This window comes from Pseudonocardia sp. TMWB2A, from assembly GCF_017312135.1.
In genome coordinates this window covers 2,169,377-2,195,347 of the sequence record NZ_QKQY01000001.1, presented here as the reverse complement: position 1 = coordinate 2,195,347, position 25,971 = coordinate 2,169,377, and the positions used below count along the sequence as shown (strand labels likewise).

Sequence of the window (25,971 nt, the reverse complement as noted above, 5' to 3'; positions counted from 1 at the left end):
ATTAAAGCGCCATTTGCAAATGATTATCACTATCTAGAGTTGCCGCTTAGCATATCCAGCGCAAAATGAAAGGTCCGTAAGCGCAGGAAAAGCGTTAAACCCCCGGATAGCGTAGTCGCCCGATGAAGCGCGACAGGCTGGGCAAATGTTCGGTGCGCTGCAAAAACTGGAACTTGGCTTTTTCAAAACTCATCACATTGTCGATGCGGCGACCGACAAAAGCCCTTGTTTCGGCTTGGTTTTCGCTGTCGTCATTGATGAGGACAGCGAGCGTTGCCGCATAAATCGACCCCAGCATCGCGCGCTTGGTATAATGGTTATAATCGGTCGCGGTGTCGCCAGCGAGCCGCCACATCACGTCGGCGGTGCGCCAGCCCCATTGGAGCGCGCGCGGTGCGTTGAGCGGCATCGCTTCAATCGCCAGCGCACGGCGCAGCGATTCGCGGTTTTGCGAAAGCAGGTCGATACGACATTCGACCAACTGGCGGATGCGTTCGCGAATCTTCATCTTGGCGAGCGCGTCGGCGGGTAAGCGCCGCGCCATTTCCGCGTCCATGCTCCCGATCCAGGCGTCGATCAGGTCCATCGGGTCAATGCGCTTGCCATCGCCGTTAAAGGCGAGGGTGGCGAGATCTTGATCGACCTGATGCGCGCGGGCGGCATTGACCACCGCCTCCTTGCCCCAGCCGTCAAAAGCGGCCTCCTGCGCGATATGCGGTGCAAGAAAGCTGCGGATTTCCGCAAGGGTCGGGTCGGCGGGGAGCATAGTTGAATCAGCCATACGGCCAGTCTTACGCCTTTTCGGGCGCGCGCACCAGCACTAGGGCCACCGCAACCATGATTGTGCCGGCAAGCTCCATCGGCCCCATGCTTTCGCCGAAAGCCAGCCATCCGGCAATGCCCGCAATGGCGGGCTGGAGGAGTAAGGCAAGGCCGACGATGAGCGGCGAAAAATGCGGCAGCGCATAGATGAGCAGGCCTTGGCCCATCACCTGACTGGTAATCGCAAGGATGATGAGCGGGGTCCAGTTGGACGGCATGATCTGCTCGCCCATCAGATGCGCTGCGAACAAGAGCGGCAGCACGCTCACGCTGGTCGAAATCGCCAGCACCGCCCAGCTGCCCAAACTGCCGCGCGCGCGCTGCATCGCAATCACATAGCCGGTATAAAGCACGCCCGCGAGCAGCGAGAGCATATCGCCGAGCAGATAGTCGGGTGAAACTTCATAGCTTTGCCCCATGAGGATCGCGCTCCCCGCAAAGGCAAGGCCGATGGCGAGTCCCTGTTGCTTGCCCGGCAAATGCCGCGCGAGGATGATGCCGTAAACGACAAGGAGCAGGCTCGCAAAATTGCCGAACAAGGTGGCATTGGCAAGCTTGGTCAGCAAAATGCCGCTATGCCATGACGCCAGATCTGCGGAGAAAAACAGCCCGCCCACTATGATCGTGCCGATAAGGGCAGGCGATAATTTCCCCGTCTTTTCGCCTGATTTCCACACGAGCAGCCACAAGATCGGCGCGGCGAGCAGCATCCGCCAGAAGGCGGTCGCGGTCGGACCACTATCCGAAAAGCGCACGAGGAGACCGCCAAAGGCCAGCAGGATATTGGAACAAATCAGCGCGGCAAAAGCACGGCCTTTCGGACGGGGAAGCTGTAGCTCTACCGCCGATAGGTTTTCTTTTGCGACTGAACTTGTTTTCGCCATGCCGCCGCCCTAGCTCATGCTTTCCTTGGGCGCTAACCAAAAACATCGCGCCCTGTCATAAGCGGAGTTTATCATCTTATGCCCGGTCTTTATGATCCTGTCCGTCTCGGCGCGATTGAAGCGCCCAACCGTATCCTGATGGCCCCGCTCACACGCGGGCGCGCGACCGTTCCGGGGTTCATCCCCAATGATGTGATGCGGCTTTATTATGAACAGCGTGCGGGTGCGGGCCTTATCATCAGCGAAGCAACCGGCATTTCACAGGAAGGACTGGGCTGGCCCGCAGCGCCCGGCATCTGGACCGACGCGCAGGTCGAAGGCTGGAAGCCGATTGTCGAAGCGGTCCACAAGGCGGGCGGGCGCATCATGATGCAGCTTTGGCATATGGGCCGCGTGGTCCATTCCAGCTTCAACGAAGGCCGCGCCGGTGTGTCGGCCTCCGCCACCACCGCGCCCGGCCATGCGTGGACGCCGACCGGCAAACAGCCTTATGAACAGGCGCGCGCTTTGCCCTTGGCCGAAATCCCGCGCGTGATTGCCGATTATGTCCATGCGGCGGAAAACGCCAAAAAGGCTGGCTTTGACGGGGTGCAATTGCATGGCGCCAATGGCTATCTGATCGACCAGTTTTTGCGCGACAACAGCAATTTGCGCGACGATGATTATGGCGGCCCAATCGAAAACCGCATCCGCTTGCTCGGCGAAGTGACCGAAGCGTTGATCGGCGTGTGGGGCGCGGACCGCGTCGCGGTGCGCCTCTCCCCCAATGGCGACACGCAAGGGGTGGATGACAGCGATCCCGAAGCTTTGTTCACCGCCGCGGCCGCCAAGCTCGATAGTCTTGGCATCGCCTTCCTCGAATTGCGCGAGCCGGGGCCGGATGGTACGTTCGGCAAAACCGATGTCCCCAAGCAAAGCCCCGCGATCCGCAAGGTCTTCCACCGGCCACTGGTGCTGAATTCGGACCTTGATGCGGCGCAAAGCCAAGCCTTGCTTGATGAAGGCCGTGCCGACGCGGTCAGCATTGGCCGCCCGTTCATCGCCAATCCCGATCTGGTCGAGCGCTTGCGCGACGGCGCCCCGCTCAACGCAGAAAAGCCGCAAAACTGGTATTTATTCGAGCATCCGGAACAGGGCTATACCGATTTCCCGACATTGGCGGAGTTGGCTGTCGCCGCGAAATAACCCGTAAAAAGCGGTATTAAACGGACTGGCGACGTGCGCGCCAGTCCGCTGCGCTTTGTCCCCAATTATCGACGCGATAATCCTGTAAGGGCACGGGCAATTGCGTAGGCCCGCGATTGGTCGCGCCGAGCCGCTCGGCCAAGCGGATCGAGCCGATATTGTCGGGGTGGATGGTGTGCATCACATCCTCCCAGCCCAATATATCGACTGCATAATCCATCGAGGCTTTGGCCGCTTCGAGCGCATAGCCTTTGCCCGCAAATTCTTTGGCGAGGCCCCAACCGATTTCATTGCCGGGCCAGCCTTCCGGGGTCCACGGCCCGATGCGCCCGACCCAGCGGCTGGTGTCGCGCTCGATTACCGAAAACATCGACCAGCCGGTTACCTGCCACGCGCCGACCAGCGCGCAGAATAAGCGCCATGATTGCGAACGCTCCATCGCCCCGCCGATAAACTCCATCGTTTCCGTGTCGGCGCACATGGCGGCAAAAGCGTCAAAATCCTGCGCTTCGGGGACGCGCAGGATCAGCCGGTCGGTGAACAGGATAGGGCTGCCAGTGCTGGACATCGGGCGGCTTAAATCCCGAACTGTTCGCGAAGGCCAAGCATTGCGATCGCCGCCTTGGCTGCCTCGCCGCCCTTGTCCTTCTGGCCCTTGTCAGCGCGCACCAGTGCTTGTTCTTCATTTTCGACCGTGAGGATGCCGTTACCGACCGCGATGCCGTCCATCGACAGCGCCATCAGCCCGCGCGCGCTTTCGTTCGAGACAATCTCGAAATGATAGGTTTCGCCGCGGATGACGACGCCGATGCCGACAAAGCCGTCATATTTATGGCTCTCCGCCGCCATCGCCACCGCGCCGGGGATTTCGAGCGCGCCGGGGACGGTGATGGTTTCATGCGTGTGACCGGCAGCCTCCAGCGCACTGCGCGCGCCGTCGATCAGCATGTCGTTCAAATGGTCGTAAAAGCGGGCTTCAACGATAAGGAAATGGGCCATGATTTTGGTCTTTCTGTCGCAGCTAAACTACCCGTTCGTGCTGAATAGGCCGAAGGCCGTATCGAAGCATTTGGTATAAACCAAACCCTTCGATACGCGCCTATAAAGGCGCTACTCAGGGCGAACGGTTGAGGGAAGCAATATTTACAAATTTTCCGGAATCGGCTGTTCGCCCACCACCTGCAAGCCATAGCCTTCCAGCCCCACAACATTGCGGTGCGAATTGGACAGGAGGATCATGTCCGATACGCCAAGGTCCGCCAAAATCTGTGCGCCGATGCCATAGTTGCGCAGCTCGCTTTCTTCGGGCTTTTTGCGCGCAATATGGTTTTGCAAGGTCACGCTGTCATTGGGCATCAGCACCACGACCAACCCCGCGCCCGCATCGCCAATCGCTTTCATCGAGCGTTGGAGCGCGCGTTTGCGCGGGCCGCTTTGGCCCAGCACATCGTCGAACACCGACATGGCGTGCATCCGCACCAAGGTCGGCTGGTCTTCGATGATATGGCCTTTCTGGAGGACCACATTGGTCGACCCGTCCACCTTGTTGCGATAAGTCATCGCGCGCCAATCGCCGCCATAATCGGAGGTGAAATCGCTCTCGCTGACCTTTTCAACGAGATGGTCATAGCGCATCCGATATTCGATTAAATCGCGGATCGTTCCCATTTTGAGATTATGCAGGCGGGCAAAGGCGACGAGATCGTCCATCCGCGCCATCGTGCCGTCATCCTTCATAATCTCGCAGATAACCGACGAAGGGTTGAGGCCAGCAAGGCGCGAAATATCGACGCCCGCTTCGGTATGGCCAGCGCGCACCAGCACGCCGCCGTCGCGCGCGATAAGCGGAAAGACATGGCCCGGCGTCACAATATCGTCGCGGCCACGCGTGGGGTCGATTGCGACACCGACAGTGCGCGCGCGGTCGTGCGCCGATATGCCGGTGGTGACGCCCTCGCGCGCTTCGATCGAGGTCGTGAAGGCGGTTTCAAACTGGGTGCCATTGGCCTGACTCATCAGTTGCAAGCCCAGTTCTTCGGTGCGCTTCTTGGTGAGCGTCAGGCAGATAAGCCCGCGGCCATGCGTCGCCATGAAGTTGATCGCGGCAGGGGTCGCCATCTGCGCGGGGATGACCAAATCGCCTTCATTTTCGCGGTCTTCATCATCGACAAGGATGAACATGCGGCCATTGCGCGCTTCTTCGATAATCTCTTCGATGGGGACGAGCACGGGGCTGTCATCGCTGTCGAACAGGTAAGTTTCGAGCTTGCGCAAGGTTTCGGCGGTCGGGTTCCAGTCCGGCTGGTCAAGGTCGCGCAACGTATTGGCATGAAGCCCCGACGCACGCGCCAGCCCGGAACGCGACATCCCGCCTTCGGTCACCAAACGGCGGACTTTTTCGATTAAGGTGGTGGACATTTTGATGTTATCCTCGAGCAAAAGAGCGCGGCGAAATTAGCAAAATTTACACCTAAAGCGCGGTTCGGGAGGGCTTGTTTCACATTGAAATGTGATTGTCAACTGGAGGAATCACATTGGCAAAAAGACTCCCTCTCCCCTTGTGGGAGAGGGTTGCAAGGACTTGGCAGCTTGCTGCCTATGTCCGCGCTGGGTGAGGGGTAAGCGATTGCTTAAGCAATCGCGCGAGGCTTTGCCTCGCATCACCCTCATCCAACTTCGCCTAGGCTCCTTCGTCGCCAAGGCTACATATCCTTCTCCCATCAAGGGAGAAGGTTTGCGGGCCCTTGCGCCTCATGGTGCCCTCGCCCCTCACCGCGCCCTTGCGGCCAGCATCACAATCTCCGCCAGCAATTGCCGCAGCAGAACCCCGCCCGCCGTACCGGACGCTTTTATCGCTTGCTCTGCTTCATAGAGCCTTGTTTCGATGCGCGATAATTTGCTGGCGTCCCAAAGGCCGAGTTGCGCTTTGATGGCGGGTTTGTCTTTCCAGAAGATGCTGCGCGTGGATTCGACGACCGCATGGGGGCTGGTGCCGCGTTCGACTTCGGCGCGCAGGCCTGCGAGCATTTGCACGCGGATGGCGAGTGCGCGGATCAAGCGGATTTCATTGACGCCGGTCGCGTCCATGCGCGTCAGCATGGGCTGCAACAGTCGCGCCTTGCCGCCCAAGGTCACGTCAATTGCCTCGCCAATATCTTCTTCCAAGGTTTCCGCGCCGAGTTTCTGCAAGGTGCCGTGCGTGACCTCCTGCACATTGTCGGGTCCGGCATCGAGATAGAGCGCGATTTTTTCCAGCTCATTGGCAACCAACGTGCGGTCATTGGCGACCATGCTGCCGATCATGCGCGCAACATCGGGGCTGGCCCACACATGTTTTTCCTGCGCGATGCCCTGAACAATGCCGACAATATTGCGGTCATCGGGCATGTAGCTGATGCAGGCGCGGGCGAGAGGGCTGTCATCGACCAGTTTCAGCAATTTGGCCTTGGGGGTGAGCGCCCCCGCAATCGCGACCACCGGATTGCCCGCGACTTCGGCTTGCAGCAACGCCGTCACCGCATCGACCATATTGTCGCCGCTGGTTTCGACCGTCACGCGGATATAGCGCGCGCCGCCGAACAGCGAGATGGACGCCGCTTCCGACGCGAGCAAAGCGGGGTCTTCCTTCAATTTGCTGCTGGTCAAATCGACCCGTTCGGCGTCCGGCCCCATCGCGCTTTCGAGCGCGCGGAACAAAGTCCGGCTCCCCGCCTCATCCTCGCCCGCGAGCAGGTAAAAGCGGATGGATGGGTCGGGATTACCAAGCAAACGCGCCATTTCTTCGGGTTTGATGCGGGTCATATCAAAAAATCCTCCCCTGCAAGGGGAGGGGGCAGCACGCAGTGCTGGCGGAGGGGTGTCGTGCTATCGAGAGGGCATCACCCCTCCGTCTTGCGCTGGCGCGCAATCCACCTCCCCTTGCAGGGGAGGATGCTGGGGAGGATGAAAGGGGGTTTTGCCCGATTAGAAAAAACCGATAGTCCTGAGCTTGTCGAAGGACGGTGTGCAGCAAGGAGGGGCGCCCTTCGACAAGCTCAGGACTGCGGGACATATACATGCACCGGGTCATTGGCGGATCACTGACAGATCACTGGCGGGTCGGCGCAGGGGACAGGGGGGCAGGCGGCAGAGGCGCAGGCGTTAATGGTGTTGCGGCCGGTTCGGTCGATGTGCCGTGGCGCGCGGCGAACAAAGCGAGACGCGAGACGATCTGGTCTGACAATAGGCCCGCGAGCCGTTCCAGCGCGCTGTCTTCGGCGGCGATGGTGGCATATTCGCTGCCGACCACATCAATCCCGGCATCGACCGTCGCCGACTGGTCGAGCAGCACGACATTGGTTGCGGTATCGACCAACTGGTAGCGCGCGCGCAAGGTGCGGCGCTCGCGCGTGACGGCGGCGTCGCGGCGGATACCGAAGCCGGTAATATCGTCATCCAGCTTCACATCGAGCCGGTAGCGCGTCTGGCGGTTATCGCCTGCCTTGGCCGGCTCCAACCGGTCGCGCAGCGCGTTGCGGACGAGCCAACCTTCCTTGTCGGGAATCGGGCTGACGCTCACATCGCGGAGCAGCCCCGCAACCTCGCCTTTACTGCCTTGGGCATAGAGCGGACGCAGGCCGCATCCCGCCAGCAACGGGCCGACAAGGAGGGCGAGGAGCAAAGGCGCGACAAGTTTCTTCATCAGATCACAATATTGACCAGCCGGTCGGGAACGACAATCACCTTTTTGGGGGTCGCGCCGTCAAGCGTGCGGATAATCTTGTCGGATGCGAGCGCGAGCCGTTCCAGTTCCTCTTTGGGGAGGCCCTTGGGCACCGTCAGCGTATCGCGCAATTTGCCCTGCACCTGCACCGCAATCGTCGCTTCATCTTCGACCAGCAGCGCGGGGTTGACCTCCGGCCACGCGGCATCGGCAATGAGCGTGGCGCTGCCCTGCTCATTCCAGCCTTGCTCGGCCAAGTGCGGGGTCATCGGCGCGACCAGCAGCATCAAGGCGCGGATCGTTTCGTTGCGCGAAGCCGAAGGCGGTGCCTTTTCGACCGCATTGGCGAGTTCGTAAATCTTCGCGACCGCCTTGTTGAACGACAAGGCTTCAATGTCCTTCGCGACGCCATCAATCGTCTGGTGCATTTTGCGCAACAATGCCTTGTCCTCGCCACTGGCCTTGGCGTCGCTTTCGCCAAAGATGCGCCACAAGCGTTGGACGAAGCGCCATGAGCCTTCAATACCGCTTTCGGTCCAGGGAAGATCGCGCTCCGGCGGGCTGTCCGACAGCATGAACCAGCGCACCGCGTCCGCGCCATATTGTTCGATAATCTCGTCCGGATCGACGACATTTTTTTTGGACTTGGACATTTTGATAACGCGACCGACAGCAAGCTCTACTTCAGACGCGCCGAAATATGCTCTTTCTCCAACCTTACGTATCTGAGCCGGACTAACATAGTGCGCCAATCCACCATCAGAATTAGGTGAGTAAATAACACGCTGTTGAGTATCTTTGTGATAAAAGTCCCCAACGAATATTACATCTTCAGGAAGAAAGATGATTGATCCGTCTTCCGAAAGAAAATTTCCTGGGAGAACATAGGTTTCGTGCGTCACCATGCCCTGTGTAAACAGGCCCGCAAAGGGTTCTGCGACATCAAGCTTGCCGATGCGCTTCAACGCGCGAGTCCAGAAACGGGCATAGAGCAAGTGCAAAATCGCATGTTCGACGCCGCCAATATATTGGCCAACCGGCATCCATTGCTTGACGATTTCCGGATCGAACGGCTTATCGTCGGGCTGGCTGGCAAAGCGCAGGAAATACCAGCTTGAATCGACGAACGTGTCGAGCGTGTCGGTTTCGCGGCGCGCAGGACTACCGCACTTAGGGCAATCAACCTTGCTCCATGTCGGGTGGCGGTTCAAAGGATTGCCCGGAATGTCAAAGCTCACATCTTCAGGGAGCACGACCGGCAACTGGTCGCGCGGCACGCCGACGGGGCCGCAGCTTTCGCAATGGATGACGGGGATCGGCGTTCCCCAATAACGCTGGCGTGACACGCCCCAATCGCGCAGCCGCCATGTGGTCTTGGCTTTGCCCCAGCCATCATGTTCGGCCTTGGCGATGACCGCGTTGATGGCTTCGTCAACGCCCATGCCATTCAGGAAATGCGAATTTACAAGGCGGCCTTCGCCGGTAAAGGCTTCCTTGCCTTCGAAAACTATGTCGTCCGCGTCGCCATCGGCGATCACGCGATGGACGGGCAGCCCATATTTGCGCGCAAAATCAAGGTCGCGCTGGTCGTGCGCAGGCACACCCATGACCGCGCCAGTGCCATAATCCATCAGCACGAAATTGGCGACATAGACGGGCAGATGATGTTCGGGATCGAGCGGATGTTCAACGCGGAGGCCGGTATCAAAGCCCTTCTTTTCCTGCGTTTCAATATCCGCCGCTGCGGTGCCGGATTGCTGGCATTCGGCGATGAATTTGGCCAAGCCGGGCGAGTTTTTCGCCAAGTCCTGCGCAATCGGATGATCGGGTGCAATCGCGGTAAAGCTTGCGCCGAAAATCGTGTCGGGGCGGGTCGAAAACACCTCGAACGCACGGCGCCCGCCGACAAAGTTGAAATGGAATTGCAGGCCTTTGGATTTGCCGATCCAGTTTTCCTGCATCAACCGGACCTTTTCGGGCCAGGCGTCGAGGGTGGTCAGGCCCTCCAATAATTCATCGGCAAAGTCGGTGATTTTCAAAAACCATTGCGACAATTTACGCTTTTCGACCGGCGCGCCCGATCGCCAGCCCTTGCCGTCGATGACCTGCTCATTGGCAAGCACGGTCATATCGACCGGATCCCAATTGACCGCCGATTCCTTGCGATAGACCAATCCGGCATCCAGCAAATCGAGGAACAAGGCCTGCTCATGGCCATAATAATCCGGCTCGCACGTCGCGAGTTCGCGGCTCCAATCGAGCGCGAAGCCCAGCTTCTTAAGCTGCGCGCGCATGGAAGCGATATTTTCGCGGGTCCAGCTTCCCGGATGGACTTTCTTTTCCATCGCAGCATTTTCCGCGGGCATCCCGAACGCATCCCAGCCCATCGGGTGCAGCACTTCATGGCCCGTCATACGCTTGTAGCGCGCGAGCACATCGCCCATCGTATAGTTGCGCACATGGCCGATATGGATGCGGCCCGACGGATAGGGGAACATCTCCAGCACATAGGCTTTGGGCTTGGGGCTGGCATCATCGGCCTTGAAGCTTTGCGCATCGTCCCACGCTTTTTGCCAGCGCATATCGGCGGCGAGCGCATTGAATCTTTTGTCGCGGGGGTTGGTATCACTCATAAAAAATCCGCAAAATTTCCTGATAACTTAAACAAAAACGGGCCGGAAAGCTGTTCCGACCCGTATATGTCCCTGCACCAATGTGAGGGCAAGTAAGAAGAGGTCGATTAATTCACCGCACCCTGACGTAGCTCGCGCGCCTTGGTGAGGATGATTTCTTCGATTTTCTGGACGGTTGCGGCCTGCACCGGCGCTTCGACCCAGCCGCCGCCCTGCGCGACCTGACGCGAGGCGGCAACGCGCAGCGCATCGGCGCGCAAATCCTGGTCGATGATCGACACCGAAACCTTCATCCGCTCGCCGGGATTGGCGGGGTTGGCATACCAGTCGGTGATGATAACACCCGAATTGGCATCGGCCTGAAGCAGCGGCATTTTCGACAGCGCATCCAGCGAGGCGCGCCACAAATAGCTGTTGACCCCGATGGTGGTCACGCGGCTGGCGGCAAGATCCGCCTTTTTGGCTCCCCGGTCGTCGCTGGCACAGCCGCTCGCGAGCAACGTAATGCCAAGCGCCGCAGCGGTCATAATAGCGCGGTTGGGAGCTTTGAAGTGGATCATGAAGATATATCCTGCGGATTGAATGTGTTTATCGCCCCCGCCCACGAGAAAGCAGGGGATTGAGTGGCTTCTATAACGCTTATCGCGGGCGTAGCAAGCGTCGGGTGAACGGCAGGTGAAAGCCTTGCCTGTGCAGGGCTTTGCGCGGTGATGCTCAGGAAACGCCGAGTCGGGCGGTGCCGGGGCGGGTGAATAGCCGCCCTTTTTCGCCCCACAGCACGAGGAGGAGCGCCAGCACGCCCCCTATCGTAAAGCCGATCGCCATCGGCATGGCCGACCCGTTGAACATATGGCCGATGGCCGCGCCGATGATCGTCGCTAAAATGGTGCGCACCGCCATGCCGAAGGAAGAGGCGCTCCCTGCAACATGGCCGAACGGCTCCATCGAAATCGCGCCGAAATTCGCACCGATTAGGCCGATCATGCTCATATTGAGCGCAACCGCGATGAGGAAGGGGATCATCGCATGGGGCGCTATCCACGCAATCGCCGTCTGCACCAGCCCGATGAAGATGAACATAATCACCGCCGATTGCGAAACACGCCGCGCGCCAAAGCGGCGCACGATGCGACTGTTGAGGAAGTTGGTGCAGGCCATCGTCATCGCGACCACCGCAAAGGAGCGCGCGAACAGATGTTCGGCCCCGAACGCATCCTTGAAAATCTGCGGCCCGCTATTGAGAAAGCCGTACAGCGCGCCCTGCGTCATCGCGGCGGCCAGCATATAGGAGGTTGCCGAGCGGTGGCTCACAATCTGGCGCCATTCGCGCACCAATCGCCCGAATTGCAGCGGCACCGCATCTTCGGGGCGCATCGTTTCGGGAAGGCGCAGCCAGACCCACACCAGCATCACCGTCCCCATCGCCGACAGCACAAGGAAAATCCAGTGCCAGGTCGCGACTTTCAAAATCGCATCGCCGACCGACGGCGCGATGATCGGCACAATCATGAAGACGATGAACACGGTCGACATAAGCTGCGCCATTTCATCGCCCGCATAGCGGTCGCGGATGATCGAGATGGGCAGCACGCTCATCGCCGCAGCCGCAAAGCCGAGCAGGAAGCGCAAGGTCAGCAACAGCGTGAAATCTTGCGACAGCCCGCATCCGGCGGCGAGGATGACATAGACGATAAGCGCAACAATCATCACCGGACGGCGGCCATAACGGTCGGACAAAGGCCCGTGGATGACTGCACCAAAGCCTAAGCCACCGAGAAAGGCGCTCAGCACCAACTGGCGGCTATTGGGGTCGGTTACGCCCAATTCCTCGCCCATAATCTGGAGCGCGGGCAGCATCGAATCAATGGCGAGCGCGGTCAGCGCCATCAGCGCCGCGAGCATCGCCACAAACTCCCCGCGCGGCATCGGAAGGCCGGACGGCGGCGGCGCGGGCGGCCCTGCGGCCGCTGCTGCGCTTGCGCTTTCAGCCCATTCCGTTGTGCCATTGGCGGCGGTATCAGGGGAAGGCTGACCCGGGGGAGTGGAACCAGTCATGGGCGCGGTCTATGCGCTATTGTGGCGGGCTTTACTACCCTTTACCGGCATAGGCAGCGCAGATTTTGTGGCATGGTGCGCGGGGGCGACGGGCAGAAGAGGTGGAAGGTGCGGCGGGGTGAAACGCGGCCTGCGAATCCGGTTTGTAATAGTCTTCCCCGGTTCCTCTCCCCGAGCAAGCTCGGGGAGGATCTTAAGCTTTTCGCCCCCAAACCAAGCGCCACTGGATTTTGCGCTGGCCTACTCCTATAATACAGCCATGACAGAATCGCCCGACGCCGAGACGCCGCCGCCCGCGCCCCCGACTGCTTCGGGCATTGCGCCGGAGGTAAGCGCTGCGCAGGCAGGGGTTCCGGCAGAAAAGGCCCCGGACAGCGCGGCCTGGGACGCCGAAACGGCGCAAGGGGGCGATGCCGGCGCGGCGCAAGAGGGCATCGAAGCCCCCGCGCTCACTCCGCTTGCGCCCGGCTATCGCACCGTCATCCGTATCCAGATGATCCTCACCTTTCTGCCCTTGGCGGTGGGGGCGAGTGTGCTGGCGTTTTTCTTCGACGATCTGCCCTGGCGCGGACCCTTGTTGGGCGCGTTTGTCGGGCTGTTGCTGGCAGGTGTTTTGCTTTTGCCCGCGCGCCGTTTTGCACGCTGGGGCTATCAGCTTGACGCCGAGCGGTTGCGCGTCGTGCGCGGCTATTGGTTCCATGTCGATACCATCGTGCCGTTCGTGCGCGTCCAGCATATCGATGTAAGCCAAGGCCCGGTCGAGCGGCTATGCGGCGTTTCGACGCTCACCGTCCACACGGCGGGGACACTTAATAGTGTGGTCGATTTGCCGGGCTTGGATCCGGAGCGCGCCGCCGCGATGCGCGATGCCATTCGCGACCGGATTCGCAGCGATAATGAATGAGCCGTCGATAACCGGCGACGTTGCCTTGACTGGCGAAGCTGGCCTGACCGGCGAAGCTGGCTCCGACGGCGGTGCGCGTCAAAGGCTGCATCCTGCAACCCTGTTATTACGCGCACCCCAAGCCGTGCGGATGCTCGTCAACGCGCTACCGCTCTTCGCGATCCTCTATGCCAAGGGCAATACATTATTGCTGTTCGGTGCGGCGGGGGTGGTTGTGCTGCTCGGCTGGCTGTGGATTTTCTTCTATTGGCTGCGCTTTTCCTACCGCATCGGCACGGAGGAGATCAGCATCGACAGCGGCATAATGTCGCGCACCCATCGCGTCATCCCGTTTGACAGGGTGCAGGATGTGTCGATCGAACAAGGTCTGCTCGCACGGATTACCGGCCTTGCCAAAGTGCGGCTCGAAACCGGCGCAGGGTCGGGCGGCGGCGAGGAGGAGGGCGAATTGAACGCCATCGCGCTTGGCGATGCCGAAGCGTTGCGCGACCGCATCCGCACCTGGCGCGCGGGGCATCATCTGGCCGTCCAAGCCGCGCCCGATGCTGGCGATATTGCCGGAGAAGAAGCGGTGGACCGCCCTGTCTTTGCCATGTCCTTGCGCCGTGTGCTGACCGCAGGCCTGTTCAACTTCTCGCTCGCTTTGTTCGCCGCGATTTTCGGTCTGCTCCAGCTTTTCGGCGATGTGCTGCCGTTCGACCCGTTCCGCCCGCTCGATTGGGAGCAGGCGTTTGACGAAAATAATCCGGTCATCCTCTATCTCCTCGCGCATCAATATCTGTCCGTGCTGGTCGGCATCGCCTTTGTCACCTTGGTCGGCATAGCGAGCGGTGTGGTGACGACCTTGCTCAAACAATATGGCTTCACGCTGACCCGCACGCCCACCGGCCTGCGCCGCCAGCGCGGCCTCACCACCCGCACCGATGTGGTCATTCCGGTCAAGCGCGTGCAAGCCGCAATGCTTGTCACCGGATGGCTCAGGCGGCGGTTCGGCTGGTATGGCTTGAAGCTGCAAAGCCTTGCGAGCGATGGCGCGAAAGAGAGCGACCATGATGTCGCCCCGCTCGCGCATCTCGACGAAATTGACCTTATTTTGGCCGAAACCGGCGCAGACCGGAAATTTGCGCGCAGCGCGCCCGACGCGCAGGGCTGGCGCGGCGTCCATCCTGCAATGTGGCGCTATGGTGCGATTGGCGTGGTGCCGCTCATTATGCTGCTGCTCGTCGCCGCGCCGCTGGTCGCGCGCCTGAGGCCCGACCTTCCCTTTCCGGTGTCCCTCTGGCTGATCGCGCCTTTATGCCTTTTCTATATGGTCGCGCGCTATTGGCGCTGGTCGCATCACCGCTACAGGCTTGAGCTGGTTGGCACCACCCCGGTCAAGCTGGAAATCACGCATGGCTGGTGGAAGCGCCGCCAGCTTATCTTGCCGGTGCGCCATATCCAGAGCGTCGATATCGACTATGGCCCGCTCTACCGGCTGGCGGGGTTGGCCAATATCCGGCTGGGGGTTGCGGGGCAGAGCGGGCTGTCGGCTTACAGGATTGGCGCATTGCCGCTTGCCACCGCCTATGCGTTGCGGGCAAAGCTGATCGGATGATGTCCGACACCGGTTTTGCGCTCGATATTTCCCGCTCGTTCAAAGGCCAGCCCTGGCAATGGCGCGGCCTTGGGGCCGATGGCCGTGATGCAGGCTTTCGCCCCGACGATCTGGTGACGCAGCTTTTGATGACACGCGGGGTCGCGCGTGAAAATGTGGCGCAGTATCGCAATCCGACGTTGCGCGATTTCCTCCCCGACCCGTCGCTGTTCAACGATATGGACCGCGCCGCCGAACGGCTGGCCGATGCGGTGCAGTCCCAGGAAAAAGTCACCATTTTCGGTGATTATGATGTCGATGGCGCAACCAGCGCGGCCTTGCTCATCCGCTTGCTGCGCGATTTGGGGTTGGAGGCAGGCGCTTATATCCCCGACCGCCTGATGGAAGGCTATGGCCCGTCGGGTGAAGCCTTGGTGCGGTTGGGCGAACAAGGCTCGACCCTTATCGTCACCGTCGATTGCGGCGCGCAAGCCTTTGATGCGCTCGCACAGGCCCGCGCCGCCGGGATCGACGTGATCGTGGTCGACCATCACCAATGCGCGAGCGCGCTCCCCGAAAGCTTTGCGCTGGTCAACCCCAACCGCTTGGATGAAGCGCCCGATGCGGCGGCGCACGGCCATCTGGCGGCGGTCGGCGTTGCCTTCCTGCTCGGCGTCGCATTGCTGCGCACTTTGCGCGCGCGCGGCTATTTTGCCGACCGGACAGAGCCTAATCTGATGGCGCTGCTCGACATTGTTGCGCTCGGCACGGTTGCCGATGTGGCATCGTTGAAGGGCCTCAACCGCGCGTTTGTCGCGCAAGGGCTGAAAGTCCTCGGCAAGCGCCACAATATCGGCCTCGCTGCGCTCAATGACGTGTCGGGCATCAAGCGCGCACCGCGCTGCAGCGATCTCGGCTTTGCGCTGGGGCCGCGCATCAATGCGGGCGGGCGCGTGGGCGAATCCGATCTGGGCGTGCGCTTGTTGACCACACAAGACGCCGCCGAAGCGCGCCACATCGCCGAACAATTAGGCCGCTATAATGACGAACGCCGCGCGATTGAAGCGCAGGTGCAGGAAGAGGCGATGGCGCTCGCCGAGGCGTGTGCCAACAGCGCGGTCGCGGTGGTCGCCGCCCCCGGCTGGCACCCCGGCGTCATCGGCATTGTCGCTGGGCGTTTGAAGGAAAAGCTCGACCGCCCCGCCATCGTCATCGCGCTCGATGAAGACGGCGTCGGCAAAGGGTCGGGCCGCTCGGTCGGCGGGGTTGATCTGGGCGCGGCGGTGTTGGCCGCTAAAGAGCATGGCTTGCTCGTCGCGGGTGGCGGTCATGCGATGGCGGCGGGGCTCACAATCGACCAAGGCCAACTCGCCGCCTTCACCGACTTTCTGAACGAACGGCTCGCCGCCGATGTGGAGCGCGCAAGCGAAGGCCGTGCCTTGCTCATCGACGCGGTGTTGAGCCCGCAAGGTGTCAATCCCGATTTCGTGGCGGCCATCGAAGAAGGCGGCCCTTATGGCATGGGCTGGCCCGCCCCGCGCATCGTCGCCGGTCCCGTCCGCATCCTGCGCGCGGATGTGGTCGGATCGGGGGGCCATGTTCGCGTGATTGCGGGTGGCGAGGGCGGGGGTAGCTTCAAATGCATCGCCTTCCGCGCCGCCGATGATGTGCTGGGCCAGACCTTGCTCCACGGCCCGCGCGACCGTAAATATTGGCTCGCTGGCCGCGCCAAGCTCGACGAATGGAGCGGCCGCCCGGCGGCTGAACTCCATATCGAAGACGCCGCCTTCGCCGACTGACGCCGCGCCGCTAACGACAAAAGCAAAGAAAATCCCACGAATCAGGTTGACCATCCGGCAAAGCCCGATTAAAGGCCGCGTCTCACGCTTCGGCGGCCCCTTCGTCTAGCGGTTAGGACGCGGCCCTTTCACGGCTGAAACACGGGTTCGATTCCCGTAGGGGTCACCACCTTGGTGGTTTTTTCCTGACATGGAGATAGATGGTCGGCCTTCCGTTTTCCGGGGGGCTTTTTTGTGTCTGCGTGCTTTGCGCGGCTATTTTCGCTGCCCCCCTTCTTTATACTTTCTTTATGCCCGGCCCCTGACCTTCGCATGGAAGCTTAACGGGCGGTGCGCCTAGCTTCGGGCTTCGCGAAAGATTGCTGATCCTTCGCTGGTTTGACGCAAGGATAAAGAAATATGCGCCTTTTTAAATTGGGCCTGCCCGGTGCGGCACTGGCCTTTTCTGCGGTTTTTGCCGCGCCCGTTTATGCGCAGGATGCTGCCGTCGAAAATGCTGCCGAAGCGGAGGCCAAAGAGCCGCTGACCGTTTCGGGGTCGGTGGCTTTGGTGTCCGAATATAAGTTCCGCGGCATTTCGCTGTCGGACAAAAACCCCGCCGTGCAAGGCGCAATCGGGATTGCCCATGATAGCGGCGTTTATGCCGGGCTGTGGAGTTCCAGCACCGACGGTTTTGGCGAGGTTGGCGGCACCAATATGGAGCTTGACCTTTATGCCGGATGGAAGGGCGATGTTGCGCCCGATACCAGCTTTGATGCGGGGCTTCTTTATTATGCCTATCCCGGTTCCAAGGGCGGGGATTATGAATTTTTCGAACCCTATGCACAGGTGTCGCGGCAATTCGGACCGGTCAATGCCAATGTCGGGGTGAATTTTGCGCCATCGCAAAAGGCGACCGGTTCGAACAGCAATATCTATGTGCATGGCGAACTTGCCGCGGCGCTTGCCGGGACGCCGGTGACGTTGAAAGCGCATGTCGGCCATTCCAAGGGCGATACGCCCTTGTCCCCGACCGGCGCTTATACCGACTGGTCGCTGGGCGCCGATGTGGCGTGGAAGAACCTCACCGCCGGTATTGCCTGGGTCGATACCGACCTCAAGGCCGCTGATGCTGCGGCGGCGGGAACCCGCAAATCCGTGTTCGGGAGCGCGTTTGTCGCGACGCTCACCGCTTCTTTCTGACCCTTTAGCAAGTGAAAGGAAATCCCATGAGCGACCTTTTCTGGATAGCTGCGATCATCGTGCTGGGTGTCGTGTCCTTCCTTTATATCGACTTCGGGGAGCGTGCCTGATGTCTGTTGATCTTGTCCTCGCCGCGCTCACCGCGGCGGGTCTTCTCGTCTATTTACTGGTCGCCTTGATGCGACCCGAACGTTTTTAAAGGGGGGCGCATCATGACCCTTTCAGGCTGGTTACTGATAGCGGGCTTTATCGCCCTTACCGCCGCAATGGCAAAGCCGATAGGGCTGTGGCTATTTGCCTTATATGAAGGCCGCCGCACGCCATTGCATATGATTTTCGGCCCCGTCGAAAAGGGCTTTTATGCGCTGGGCGGCGTTGATCCGGAGCGCGAGCAAGGCTGGCGCGGCTATGCGGTCGCGATGCTGTTATTCAATCTGGGTGGCTTGTTGCTGCTTTATCTGTTGCAGCGCGTGCAGGCCGGATTGCCGTTCAATCCGCAAGGCTTTGAAGGGGTTGAACCCAGCCTTGCGTTCAACACGGCGGTCAGCTTTGTGACCAACACCAACTGGCAAAGCTATGGCGGCGAAACCACGCTCAGCCATGCGGTGCAGATGCTGGGGTTGACCGTGCAGAATTTCCTGTCGGCCGCGACCGGCATTGCGCTCGCTTTTGCGCTCATCCGGGGCTTTGCGCGGCGTGAAGCGTCGGCCATCGGCAATTTCTGGACCGATGTGACGCGCGTGACGCTCTATTTCCTGCTGCCTTTGTCGGCAGCGATTGCGCTGGTTTTTGTCGCCAACGGGATGCCGCAAACCCTGGCCGGATCGGTCGATACGGTGACAATGGAGGGCGCGCGTCAAAGCATCGCTTTGGGGCCGGTCGCCAGTCAGGAAGCGATCAAGCTGCTCGGCACCAATGGCGGCGGCTTTTTCAATGTGAATAGCTCGCACCCGTTTGAAAATCCCAATGCCTTTACCAACCTGTTGTCGATGCTGGCGATTTTCGCGGGCGGCGCGGGACTGACCTATACGTTCGGCAAAGCGGTGGGCAATACACGGCAGGGCTGGATCATATTGGCCGCGATGCTTGCGCTGTTCGCCATGTTGACCAGCGTTGCCTATTGGGCGGAAGCGGCGGGCAATCCCAACCTTCACGCACTGGGCGCGATTGGCGGCAATATGGAAGGCAAGGAAGTGCGTTTCGGCATTGCCGCAACCGCGCTGTTCGCCAGCGTGACCACATCGGCGAGCTGCGGCGCGGTCAATGCGATGCATGACAGCTTCACCGCCATTGGCGGCATGGTCCCGCTGTTCAATATGCAGCTTGGCGAAGTGATTATCGGCGGTGTCGGCGCGGGGCTTTACGGCTTCCTGCTGTTCGCCATCCTTGCCATTTTTGTGGCCGGATTGATGGTCGGGCGCAGTCCCGAATATGTTGGCAAGAAAATCGAGGCGCGCGAGGTGAAATTGTCGATCCTTGCGATTGCGGTCTTGCCGCTGTCGATTTTGGGCTTGTCGGCGCTGGCGAGCGTTACCGATGCCGGTTTGGCCGGACCGCTCAACAAAGGCCCGCACGGATTTAGCGAAATCCTGTATGCCTTTACCAGCGCGACCGGCAATAACGGATCGGCCTTTGCCGGGCTTACCGCCAACACGCCTTTCTATAACGGCTTGTTGGGGCTGGCTATGTATGCGGGGCGCTTCTTCATCATCATTCCGATGTTGGCGATAGCAGGCTCGCTCGCGGCCAAGCGCATCACGCCCGAAGGCCCCGGCAGCTTCCCGACGACGGGATTGCTGTGGGGCGGCCTGTTGGTCGGCATCATCCTCATTGTCGGCGGGCTGACCTTCCTGCCCAGCCTCGTCCTCGGCCCCGGTGCAGATCATTTCGCGATGATCTCCGGCCAGCTATTCTGAAAAAGGCTTTAGTCATGTCTCAAACACAAACTGCGCGTTCGTCGCTGTTCACATGGGATCTGATCCGCCCCGCCATCTGGGGTGCGGTGAAGAAACTCGACCCGCGCACGCTGGCGCGCAATCCGGTGATGCTGACCACCGAAGTGGTGGCGATATTGCTCACCCTGCTCCTCATTTTGGGGCTGGGGGCGGGCAGCATCGGCTTCCAGTTGCAACTGGTCGCCTGGCTGTGGCTCACCGTTTTGTTCGGCAATTTCGCCGAATCGCTCGCCGAAGGGCGGGGGAAAGCGCAAGCAGCCAGCCTGCGCGACACTAAGGCCCAGCTTTGGGCCAAGCGGCTCGTCGGGGTCGGGGATGTATGCGAAAAGGTCCCCGCAACCCAGCTTGCCGCTGGCGAGGTGGTGCTGGTCGAAACCGGCGACCTCATCCCGGCGGACGGCGAGGTGATCGAAGGGGTTGCCTCGGTCAATGAAGCCGCGATTACCGGCGAATCCGCACCCGTCATCCGCGAAGCGGGCGGCGACCGCTCGGCGGTGACAGCGGGCACGCGCGTCATTTCCGACCAGATCAAGGTGCGGATTACGGCGGAACCCGGCCAAGGCTTTATCGACCGCATGATTGCGCTTGTCGAAGGAGCCGAACGGCAGAAAACGCCCAATGAAATCGCGCTCACCATCTTGCTGGTCGGCCTCACCATCATCTTTCTGATTGCGGTGTCGACCATTCCGGCCTTTGCCGCTTATGCCCAAGGCATCGTGCCGGTGCCGCTTTTGGCGGCGCTCCTCATCACGCTCATTCCGACGACAATCGCGGCGCTTTTGTCGGCGGTCGGGATTGCGGGGATGGACCGCATGGTGCGCTTCAATGTGCTGGCTAAATCGGGCCGCGCGGTCGAAGCGGCGGGTGATGTTGATGTGCTGCTGCTCGACAAGACCGGCACCGTCACCGTCGGTGACCGCCATGCCACCGAATTCCGTCCGATGAGCGGGATTAGCGAGGCGAGCCTTGCCGAAGCCGCCAATCTGGCGAGCCTTGCCGACGAAACGCCCGAAGGCCGCTCGATTGTCGCGCTCGCCCGTGAAAAATATGGCGTGACCACGACCCTGATGCCGGACGGGGCAGAAGCCATTCCGTTCACCGCGCAGACCCGGCTGTCGGGCCTCAAACATGGTGATATGGAATTGCACAAGGGTGCGGTCGATTCGATCCTCAAAGCCCATCCTGCGCTGGAAGGCAGCGAAGGCGCCGCCGAAATCCGCCGCATCAGCGATGAAATTGCGCGCGCAGGCGGCACCCCGCTGGCGGTAGCGCGCAATGGCAGCCTGCTCGGCGTTATCCATCTGAAGGATATATTGAAGGCAGGGATGCGCGAACGCTTTGGCGAATTGCGCCGCATGGGCATCCGCACGGTGATGATTACCGGCGATAATCCGCTGACCGCTGCCTCGATTGCAGCCGAAGCGGGCGTCGATGATTTCCTTGCCGAAGCCACGCCCGAAGACAAGCTGGCGCTGATCCGCAAGGAACAGACCGGTGGCCGCCTTGTCGCGATGTGCGGCGATGGCACCAATGACGCGCCCGCGCTCGCGCAATCCGATGTCGGTATTGCGATGAACACCGGCACACAGGCCGCGCGCGAGGCGGGCAATATGGTCGATCTCGACAGCGATCCGACCAAGCTCATCGAAGTGGTCGGCCTTGGCAAACAGCTTTTGATGACGCGCGGGGCATTGACCACATTTTCGATTGCCAATGATGTCGCCAAATATTTTGCGATCATCCCGGCGATTTTTGTGGCGCTTTACCCCTCGCTTGGCGCGCTCAACATCATGCGCCTGTCCAGCCCCGAAAGCGCGATATTGTCGGCGATTATCTTTAATGCGCTGATTATCCCGCTGCTCGTGCCGCTGGCCTTGAAAGGCGTGCGTTATCGCCCTGCAAGCGCGGGCGACCTCTTGCGCCGCAACCTGTCTGTCTATGGGCTGGGGGGCCTCATCGCCCCCTTTATCGGCATCAAGCTTATCGACCTTGTCGTCAGCGGCACCGGGCTGGTGTGAGCCTGCCCTTATTTTCAGGAGTTTCACGATGATACATGATCTCAAATCCTCACTCCGCGCGGCGCTGGTGTTGCTGATAGCCTTCACCCTGCTGCTCGGCCTGGCCTATCCGCTGGCGATTACCGGCATTGCGCAAACCGCGATGCCCGATCAGGCGAATGGCAGCCTCATCCGCGATGGCGATACGGTGCGCGGATCGGCGCTTATCGGCCAGACTTTCACCGAAGCGGGCTATTTTCATGGCCGTCCGTCGGCAGCAGGGGATAATGGCTATGATGCGTCGGCCTCGTCCGGGTCCAATTACGGCCCGACAAGCAAAGACTTGATCGACCGCGCCAAGGGTGATGCGGCGGCTTATGCCGGGCAAGCCATTCCGGTCGATGCGATTACCGCGTCGGGATCGGGGCTGGACCCCGATATTTCCCCGGCCTTTGCCAAGCTTCAGGTTGCGCGGGTTGCAAGCGCGCGCGGGCTGGAGCCGGTGCAGGTGCAAGCGTTGGTCGACCGCGTCACCCGCTATCCTCTGCTCGGCATTTTGGGCGAGCCGCGCGTTAATGTGCTGTTGCTCAATCGACAGTTGGACGCACAAGTGGCACAGGGGAGCTTGTGACACCGGACGAAAACCGCCCTTCCCCCGAAGCCCTCCTGCGCGAAGCCGCGCGCGAGGAACGTGGACGCCTCAAGCTTTTCCTTGGGGCGTCTCCGGGTGTCGGCAAGACTTATGAAATGCTTGCCGATGCAGGCAGCAAGCAAAAAGCGGGCGTCGATGTTGTCATCGGCGTGGTTGAAACCCACGGACGGGCGGAAACCGAAGCGATGGTGCGCGGGCTTGATATTATCCCGCGGCGCGAGATTGACTATCAGGGACGCCTGCTCACCGAAATGGATGTGGACGCGATATTGGCGCGCCGTCCGCAACTGGTGCTGGTCGATGAACTGGCGCACACCAACGCGCCGGGCAGCCGTCACCCCAAACGCTATCAGGATGTCGAAGAATTGCTCGCGGCGGGCATCAATGTCTATTCGACGGTCAACATCCAGCATCTGGAAAGTCTCAATGATGTGGTCGCCTCCTTCACCCGCGTGCGCGTGCGTGAAACGGTGCCGGACCGCATCCTAGACGAGGCCGATGTTGAAGTGGTCGACCTGCCGCCCGACGAGCTGATCGAACGCTTGCGCGACGGCAAAGTCTATGTGCCCGAAGAAGCGTCGCGCGCCTTGGGGCATTTCTTTTCCAAATCCAACCTGTCGGCGTTGCGCGAACTGGCGCTCCGGCGCGCGGCGCAAACCGTTGACGCGCAAATGCTCGACCATGTACGCGCCCATGCGCTTGCCGGAACCTGGGCGGGGAGCGAGCGCATTGTGGTGGCGGTAAGCGAACTGCCCGGTGCGCCCGAACTGGTGCGCGCGGCCAAACGGCTTGCCGATGGCCAGCACGCGCCGTGGAGCGCGGTCCATATCGAAACGCCTAGAATTGCGCATCTGGGCCATGCGCAAAAGAAACATATTGCCGACACGATGAACCTTGCAAGCCAGCTTGGCGCGACGGTCGTGTCGATGCCCGCCACGTCGGTTATCGAAGGGCTTAAAATCTATCTCGCCGACGCGCGCGCGACGCAGTTGGTGGTCGGCAAATCGGCGCGCTCGCGCTGGTTCGAATTGCAGCATGGATCGGTAGTCGACCGGCTGGTGCGTGAAACGCCGGGCGTTGCGGTCCATGTGCTGCCGCTCCAGACCGAAGGCCAAGGCCCGCCCAAAGCGGCGCGCTCGACCCATCCTTTTACCGAAGGCTGGGGCACCCCGCGCGATTATATCCTGACCTTTCTGATGATCGCCGCGATCACCTTTATCGGGCGCTCGATTGTGCGGATGGGCAATATTACCGATGTTGCCTTACTCTATCTGCTCCCCGTCATGCTTGCGGCAACGCGCTTCGGATTGAAGCAGGGTGTGCTGGCGGGGATTGTGTCGGCGCTTGCTTATAATTTCTTCTTCCTGCCGCCGATTGCGACTTTCACCATTGCCGATCCGGCCAATCTGGTGACGTTCCTAGTGCTGATCGGCGTGGCTTTCTTCACCAGCCGCTTGGCCTCGCGCACCCGCGAACATGCCGCGCTGGCAAGTGCGAGCGCGAAACAAAATGCGATTCTGGCAGGCTTTGCGCGCCAGTTGGTCGGCAGCGCGAGCGCGGTCGAAGCGGCGCAAATGCTGTGCGGCGAAGTCGCGCGCCTGCTCGATGTCGATACCATCTTCCTGCGCCGGTTCGATGATGAATTGAAAATCCGCGCTGCTGTTCCGCCCGAAGTGGCGCTCGACCCGCTCGCCAAGGCAGCGGCGGATTGGGCCGATACGCATGGCCAGCCTGCGGGGCGGGGGTCCGAAACATTGACCTCTTCCGACTGGCTTTTCTATCCGGTGCGTGTGGGGGAGGACCGGCTCGGCGTGTTCGGCGTATCGCGCACCGAACGCGAAGCGGGCATCCGCCCCGACCAGCTTCCCTTGCTGCTCAGTCTGGTCGATCAGGCCGCTTTGTCGTTGCAGCGCGAACGGTTCAGCGACAATTTGCGCGAAGTGGCACGGCTGCGCGAACGCGACAAGTTACGCGACACGCTGTTTTCCTCGCTCGGCCATGATCTGCGCACGCCGATGACCTCGATACAGGCGAGCATCGCGGTGCTCAAACAGACACCCGGTGATGCGCAAGTGCTGGCGACACTCGACAATGAAGCGCAGCGGTTGCAACGCTTTCTCGGCAATTTGCTCGACATGACGCGCATCGAAGCGGGGGCCGTCCGGCTCGCCATCGAGCCGGTGGACCTGACCGATGCGGTCACCACCGCCGTCCATGATCTGAAACATGAGCTGGCCAGCCATGAAATCCGTTTGAATGTCCCCGCCGAATTGCCGCTAGTGCGGGTGGACCCGCAACTGTTCCACCATTGCCTTATCAACCTCCTCGAAAATGCGGCCAAATATGGCGGGGAGGGCAAGCCCGTCAGCATAGACGCCAAACGCTATCCCGATGAAATCCGCCTGTCGGTGCTGGATGAAGGGCCGGGTATCCCGCCCGCTGCGGCCACCCGCCTGTTCGAAACTTTCCAGCGTATCGAAGGGTCGGACCGCACCGGCGGCACCGGGCTTGGCCTTGCAATCGTCAAGGGTTTCGCCGAAGCGATGGGGATGCACGTATCCGCTGCCAACCGCGATGACGGCCAAGGGGCCAGCCTCACCCTGCATTTCCCCGATGCGCTTCTGGTGCGCGGGAGCAGCCTATGAGCGCGGGCGCCCATGGCCTTTCCGCCCCCGTGCTGATTGTCGATGATGAAGCGGCAATCCGGCGTTTGCTGCGCGTGACGCTGGAGCGCGCGGGCTATGCGGTCATCGAAGCGCCGGACGCGCGCAGTGCGCTTGCCGCGCTCGACATTGACAAGCCCGATGCGGTGATGCTCGACCTTGGCCTTCCCGACCGCGACGGGCTGGAACTTGTGCCGCTTATCAAGGCGCGCGATGTGGCGTTGCTGGTGGTGTCGGCGCGCACCGATACGATCGACAAGGTCGCCGCGCTCGACCTTGGCGCGGATGATTATGTGACCAAGCCGTTCGACAGTGACGAGATATTGGCGCGGTTGCGCGCGGCGTTGCGCCATCGCGGCGGTCTTGCGGCGGTGCAGGCGGGACAGCCTGTGTGCATCGGCAATCTCAGCATCGACCTCCACCGCCGCATCGTCACGCGCGCGGGGGAAGAGGTGCATTTGCCGCCCAAAGAATATGCGATGCTCGCCGAACTGGCGCGCAATCTGGGCTGTGTCCTCACCCACGGCCATTTGCTGCGCAGCATTTGGGGACCGGCGCATGAGCAGGATGTCGAATATTTGCGGGTCGCCGCGCGCGGGCTGCGCATGAAGCTTGAAGCCGACCCCGCAAAGCCGGTGCTTATCCGCAACGAACCCGGCATCGGATACCGTATGGTCGGGGATTGAGCGCATCGCCTACCCCAAACGGATAAGGCTGACCGGTAAAGCGGCTAAGTCCTTGCAAGATTTTACATAAACACCTCTATCAATGACCCGTCGCGAAAAGAGCGGGGAGCCCTGCAAATGCGGGATATTCGAGGTGTTTTGTCGCCCAAATTGTCCCGCTTTTGACACCGGTCCCAAACCCGCCGCATCAACAATTTATTAGCTGTTCTCCGATAGATAGACTCCGGATTCACCTTAGTTAGAGGTTGTGTCCGGCATCAGCAAACCGGGCCGCCG

At 60.9% G+C, this 25,971-nt stretch carries 21 protein-coding genes and 1 tRNA gene; 12 read left to right on the top strand and 10 right to left on the bottom strand.

Annotation, left to right across the window (positions count from 1 at the left end; genetic code table 11):
* Nucleotides 1-94 precede the first annotated feature (94 nt).
* Nucleotides 95-766 carry a COQ9 family protein gene (locus DMP17_RS10170; protein ID WP_337828966.1) on the bottom strand — a complete coding sequence of 224 codons (672 nt, stop codon included), beginning with the start codon at nt 764-766 and terminating at the stop codon, nt 95-97.
* 25 nt (nt 767-791) lie between these two features.
* The gene (locus DMP17_RS10165) at nt 792-1,706 is read right to left on the bottom strand and encodes a DMT family transporter (RefSeq protein WP_337828965.1); all 915 of its coding nucleotides are present in this window, start codon (nt 1,704-1,706) and stop codon (nt 792-794) included.
* Nucleotides 1,707-1,784: 78 nt separating this feature from the next.
* On the opposite strand from DMP17_RS10165, the gene DMP17_RS10160 reads away from it, so the two are divergent.
* Entirely contained in the window at nt 1,785-2,891 is a 1,107-nt protein-coding gene (locus tag DMP17_RS10160) for an alkene reductase (protein ID WP_337828964.1), read from the top strand.
* 16 nt (nt 2,892-2,907) lie between these two features.
* On the opposite strand, the gene DMP17_RS10155 is transcribed toward DMP17_RS10160, so the two are convergent.
* The 8 genes from DMP17_RS10155 to DMP17_RS10120 all read right to left on the bottom strand — a co-directional run bounded on the left by DMP17_RS10155 (nt 2,908) and on the right by DMP17_RS10120 (nt 12,128).
* Complete coding sequence (locus DMP17_RS10155) at nt 2,908-3,459, bottom strand: GNAT family N-acetyltransferase (RefSeq protein WP_337828963.1); 552 nt, start codon at nt 3,457-3,459, stop codon at nt 2,908-2,910.
* Between the two features lie 8 nt (nt 3,460-3,467).
* Nucleotides 3,468-3,890: a 6,7-dimethyl-8-ribityllumazine synthase gene (gene ribH / locus DMP17_RS10150; protein ID WP_337828962.1), complete on the bottom strand. Its 423-nt coding sequence runs from the start codon at nt 3,888-3,890 to the stop codon at nt 3,468-3,470.
* A 144-nt stretch (nt 3,891-4,034) separates the two neighbouring features.
* Nucleotides 4,035-5,309 carry a 3,4-dihydroxy-2-butanone-4-phosphate synthase gene (ribB, locus tag DMP17_RS10145; protein WP_337828961.1) on the bottom strand — a complete coding sequence of 425 codons (1,275 nt, stop codon included), beginning with the start codon at nt 5,307-5,309 and terminating at the stop codon, nt 4,035-4,037.
* A gap of 351 nt (nt 5,310-5,660) precedes the next feature.
* Nucleotides 5,661-6,692: a DNA polymerase III subunit delta gene (gene holA / locus DMP17_RS10140; protein ID WP_337828960.1), complete on the bottom strand. Its 1,032-nt coding sequence runs from the start codon at nt 6,690-6,692 to the stop codon at nt 5,661-5,663.
* A 286-nt stretch (nt 6,693-6,978) separates the two neighbouring features.
* On the bottom strand, nt 6,979-7,572 hold the full coding sequence (gene lptE / locus DMP17_RS10135) for an LPS assembly lipoprotein LptE (RefSeq protein ID WP_337828959.1): 594 nt from the start codon (nt 7,570-7,572) through the stop codon (nt 6,979-6,981).
* Nucleotides 7,572-10,226 carry a leucine--tRNA ligase gene (gene leuS, locus DMP17_RS10130; RefSeq protein ID WP_337828958.1) on the bottom strand — a complete coding sequence of 885 codons (2,655 nt, stop codon included), beginning with the start codon at nt 10,224-10,226 and terminating at the stop codon, nt 7,572-7,574. Before leuS ends, lptE begins: the two co-directional genes overlap by 1 nt.
* Nucleotides 10,227-10,333: 107 nt before the next feature.
* A complete protein-coding gene (locus DMP17_RS10125) occupies nt 10,334-10,786 on the bottom strand; it encodes a DUF3576 domain-containing protein (protein ID WP_337828957.1) in 453 nt (150 codons plus the stop codon).
* Nucleotides 10,787-10,940: 154 nt separating this feature from the next.
* Nucleotides 10,941-12,128: a multidrug effflux MFS transporter gene (locus DMP17_RS10120; RefSeq protein WP_337828956.1), complete on the bottom strand. Its 1,188-nt coding sequence runs from the start codon at nt 12,126-12,128 to the stop codon at nt 10,941-10,943.
* 412 nt (nt 12,129-12,540) lie between these two features.
* Here DMP17_RS10120 and DMP17_RS10115 point away from each other — a divergent pair, with 412 nt between their 5' ends.
* From DMP17_RS10115 to DMP17_RS10065, 11 genes are all read left to right on the top strand, one after another.
* The gene (locus DMP17_RS10115; RefSeq protein WP_337828955.1) at nt 12,541-13,185 is read left to right on the top strand and encodes a PH domain-containing protein; all 645 of its coding nucleotides are present in this window, start codon (nt 12,541-12,543) and stop codon (nt 13,183-13,185) included.
* The gene (locus DMP17_RS10110) at nt 13,178-14,782 is read left to right on the top strand and encodes a PH domain-containing protein (protein ID WP_337828954.1); all 1,605 of its coding nucleotides are present in this window, start codon (nt 13,178-13,180) and stop codon (nt 14,780-14,782) included. The genes DMP17_RS10115 and DMP17_RS10110 overlap by 8 nt, the downstream gene beginning before the upstream one ends.
* Nucleotides 14,779-16,560 carry a single-stranded-DNA-specific exonuclease RecJ gene (recJ, locus tag DMP17_RS10105; RefSeq protein WP_337828953.1) on the top strand — a complete coding sequence of 594 codons (1,782 nt, stop codon included), beginning with the start codon at nt 14,779-14,781 and terminating at the stop codon, nt 16,558-16,560. The genes DMP17_RS10110 and recJ overlap by 4 nt, the downstream gene beginning before the upstream one ends.
* Nucleotides 16,561-16,654: 94 nt before the next feature.
* A tRNA-Glu gene (locus DMP17_RS10100) sits at nt 16,655-16,729 on the top strand.
* Between the two features lie 230 nt (nt 16,730-16,959).
* Complete coding sequence (locus DMP17_RS10095) at nt 16,960-17,742, top strand: TorF family putative porin (RefSeq protein ID WP_337828952.1); 783 nt, start codon at nt 16,960-16,962, stop codon at nt 17,740-17,742.
* 109 nt (nt 17,743-17,851) lie between these two features.
* Entirely contained in the window at nt 17,852-17,941 is a 90-nt protein-coding gene (gene kdpF / locus DMP17_RS10090) for a K(+)-transporting ATPase subunit F (protein ID WP_337828951.1), read from the top strand.
* A 13-nt stretch (nt 17,942-17,954) separates the two neighbouring features.
* Entirely contained in the window at nt 17,955-19,658 is a 1,704-nt protein-coding gene (gene kdpA, locus DMP17_RS10085; protein WP_337828950.1) for a potassium-transporting ATPase subunit KdpA, read from the top strand.
* Between the two features lie 14 nt (nt 19,659-19,672).
* The gene (gene kdpB, locus DMP17_RS10080; protein ID WP_443217878.1) at nt 19,673-21,715 is read left to right on the top strand and encodes a potassium-transporting ATPase subunit KdpB; all 2,043 of its coding nucleotides are present in this window, start codon (nt 19,673-19,675) and stop codon (nt 21,713-21,715) included.
* Between the two features lie 28 nt (nt 21,716-21,743).
* On the top strand, nt 21,744-22,325 hold the full coding sequence (gene kdpC, locus DMP17_RS10075; RefSeq protein ID WP_337828948.1) for a potassium-transporting ATPase subunit KdpC: 582 nt from the start codon (nt 21,744-21,746) through the stop codon (nt 22,323-22,325).
* A complete protein-coding gene (locus DMP17_RS10070; RefSeq protein WP_337828947.1) occupies nt 22,322-24,991 on the top strand; it encodes a sensor histidine kinase KdpD in 2,670 nt (889 codons plus the stop codon). Before kdpC ends, DMP17_RS10070 begins: the two co-directional genes overlap by 4 nt.
* A complete protein-coding gene (locus DMP17_RS10065) occupies nt 24,988-25,695 on the top strand; it encodes a response regulator transcription factor (protein ID WP_337828946.1) in 708 nt (235 codons plus the stop codon). The genes DMP17_RS10070 and DMP17_RS10065 overlap by 4 nt, the downstream gene beginning before the upstream one ends.
* The last annotated feature ends 276 nt before the right edge of the window (nt 25,696-25,971 follow it).

Excerpts from the sequence above, each read along its gene's own strand:
- DMP17_RS10170 (WP_337828966.1), bottom strand. The coding sequence starts at position 766 with ATGCTCCCCGCCGACCCGACCCTTGCGGAAATCCGCAGCTTTCTTGCA.
- DMP17_RS10165 (WP_337828965.1), bottom strand. The coding sequence starts at position 1,706 with ATGGCGAAAACAAGTTCAGTCGCAAAAGAAAACCTATCGGCGGTAGAG.
- DMP17_RS10160 (WP_337828964.1), top strand. The coding sequence starts at position 1,785 with ATGCCCGGTCTTTATGATCCTGTCCGTCTCGGCGCGATTGAAGCGCCC.
- DMP17_RS10155 (WP_337828963.1), bottom strand. The coding sequence starts at position 3,459 with ATGTCCAGCACTGGCAGCCCTATCCTGTTCACCGACCGGCTGATCCTG.
- ribH (WP_337828962.1), bottom strand. The coding sequence starts at position 3,890 with ATGGCCCATTTCCTTATCGTTGAAGCCCGCTTTTACGACCATTTGAAC.
- ribB (WP_337828961.1), bottom strand. The coding sequence starts at position 5,309 with ATGTCCACCACCTTAATCGAAAAAGTCCGCCGTTTGGTGACCGAAGGC.
- holA (WP_337828960.1), bottom strand. The coding sequence starts at position 6,692 with ATGACCCGCATCAAACCCGAAGAAATGGCGCGTTTGCTTGGTAATCCC.
- lptE (WP_337828959.1), bottom strand. The coding sequence starts at position 7,572 with ATGAAGAAACTTGTCGCGCCTTTGCTCCTCGCCCTCCTTGTCGGCCCG.
- leuS (WP_337828958.1), bottom strand. The coding sequence starts at position 10,226 with ATGAGTGATACCAACCCCCGCGACAAAAGATTCAATGCGCTCGCCGCC.
- DMP17_RS10125 (WP_337828957.1), bottom strand. The coding sequence starts at position 10,786 with ATGATCCACTTCAAAGCTCCCAACCGCGCTATTATGACCGCTGCGGCG.
- DMP17_RS10120 (WP_337828956.1), bottom strand. The coding sequence starts at position 12,128 with ATGCTCGCGGCGCTGATGGCGCTGACCGCGCTCGCCATTGATTCGATG.
- DMP17_RS10115 (WP_337828955.1), top strand. The coding sequence starts at position 12,541 with ATGACAGAATCGCCCGACGCCGAGACGCCGCCGCCCGCGCCCCCGACT.
- DMP17_RS10110 (WP_337828954.1), top strand. The coding sequence starts at position 13,178 with ATGAATGAGCCGTCGATAACCGGCGACGTTGCCTTGACTGGCGAAGCT.
- recJ (WP_337828953.1), top strand. The coding sequence starts at position 14,779 with ATGATGTCCGACACCGGTTTTGCGCTCGATATTTCCCGCTCGTTCAAA.
- DMP17_RS10095 (WP_337828952.1), top strand. The coding sequence starts at position 16,960 with ATGCGCCTTTTTAAATTGGGCCTGCCCGGTGCGGCACTGGCCTTTTCT.
- kdpF (WP_337828951.1), top strand. The coding sequence starts at position 17,852 with ATGTCTGTTGATCTTGTCCTCGCCGCGCTCACCGCGGCGGGTCTTCTC.
- kdpA (WP_337828950.1), top strand. The coding sequence starts at position 17,955 with ATGACCCTTTCAGGCTGGTTACTGATAGCGGGCTTTATCGCCCTTACC.
- kdpB (WP_443217878.1), top strand. The coding sequence starts at position 19,673 with ATGTCTCAAACACAAACTGCGCGTTCGTCGCTGTTCACATGGGATCTG.
- kdpC (WP_337828948.1), top strand. The coding sequence starts at position 21,744 with ATGATACATGATCTCAAATCCTCACTCCGCGCGGCGCTGGTGTTGCTG.
- DMP17_RS10065 (WP_337828946.1), top strand. The coding sequence starts at position 24,988 with ATGAGCGCGGGCGCCCATGGCCTTTCCGCCCCCGTGCTGATTGTCGAT.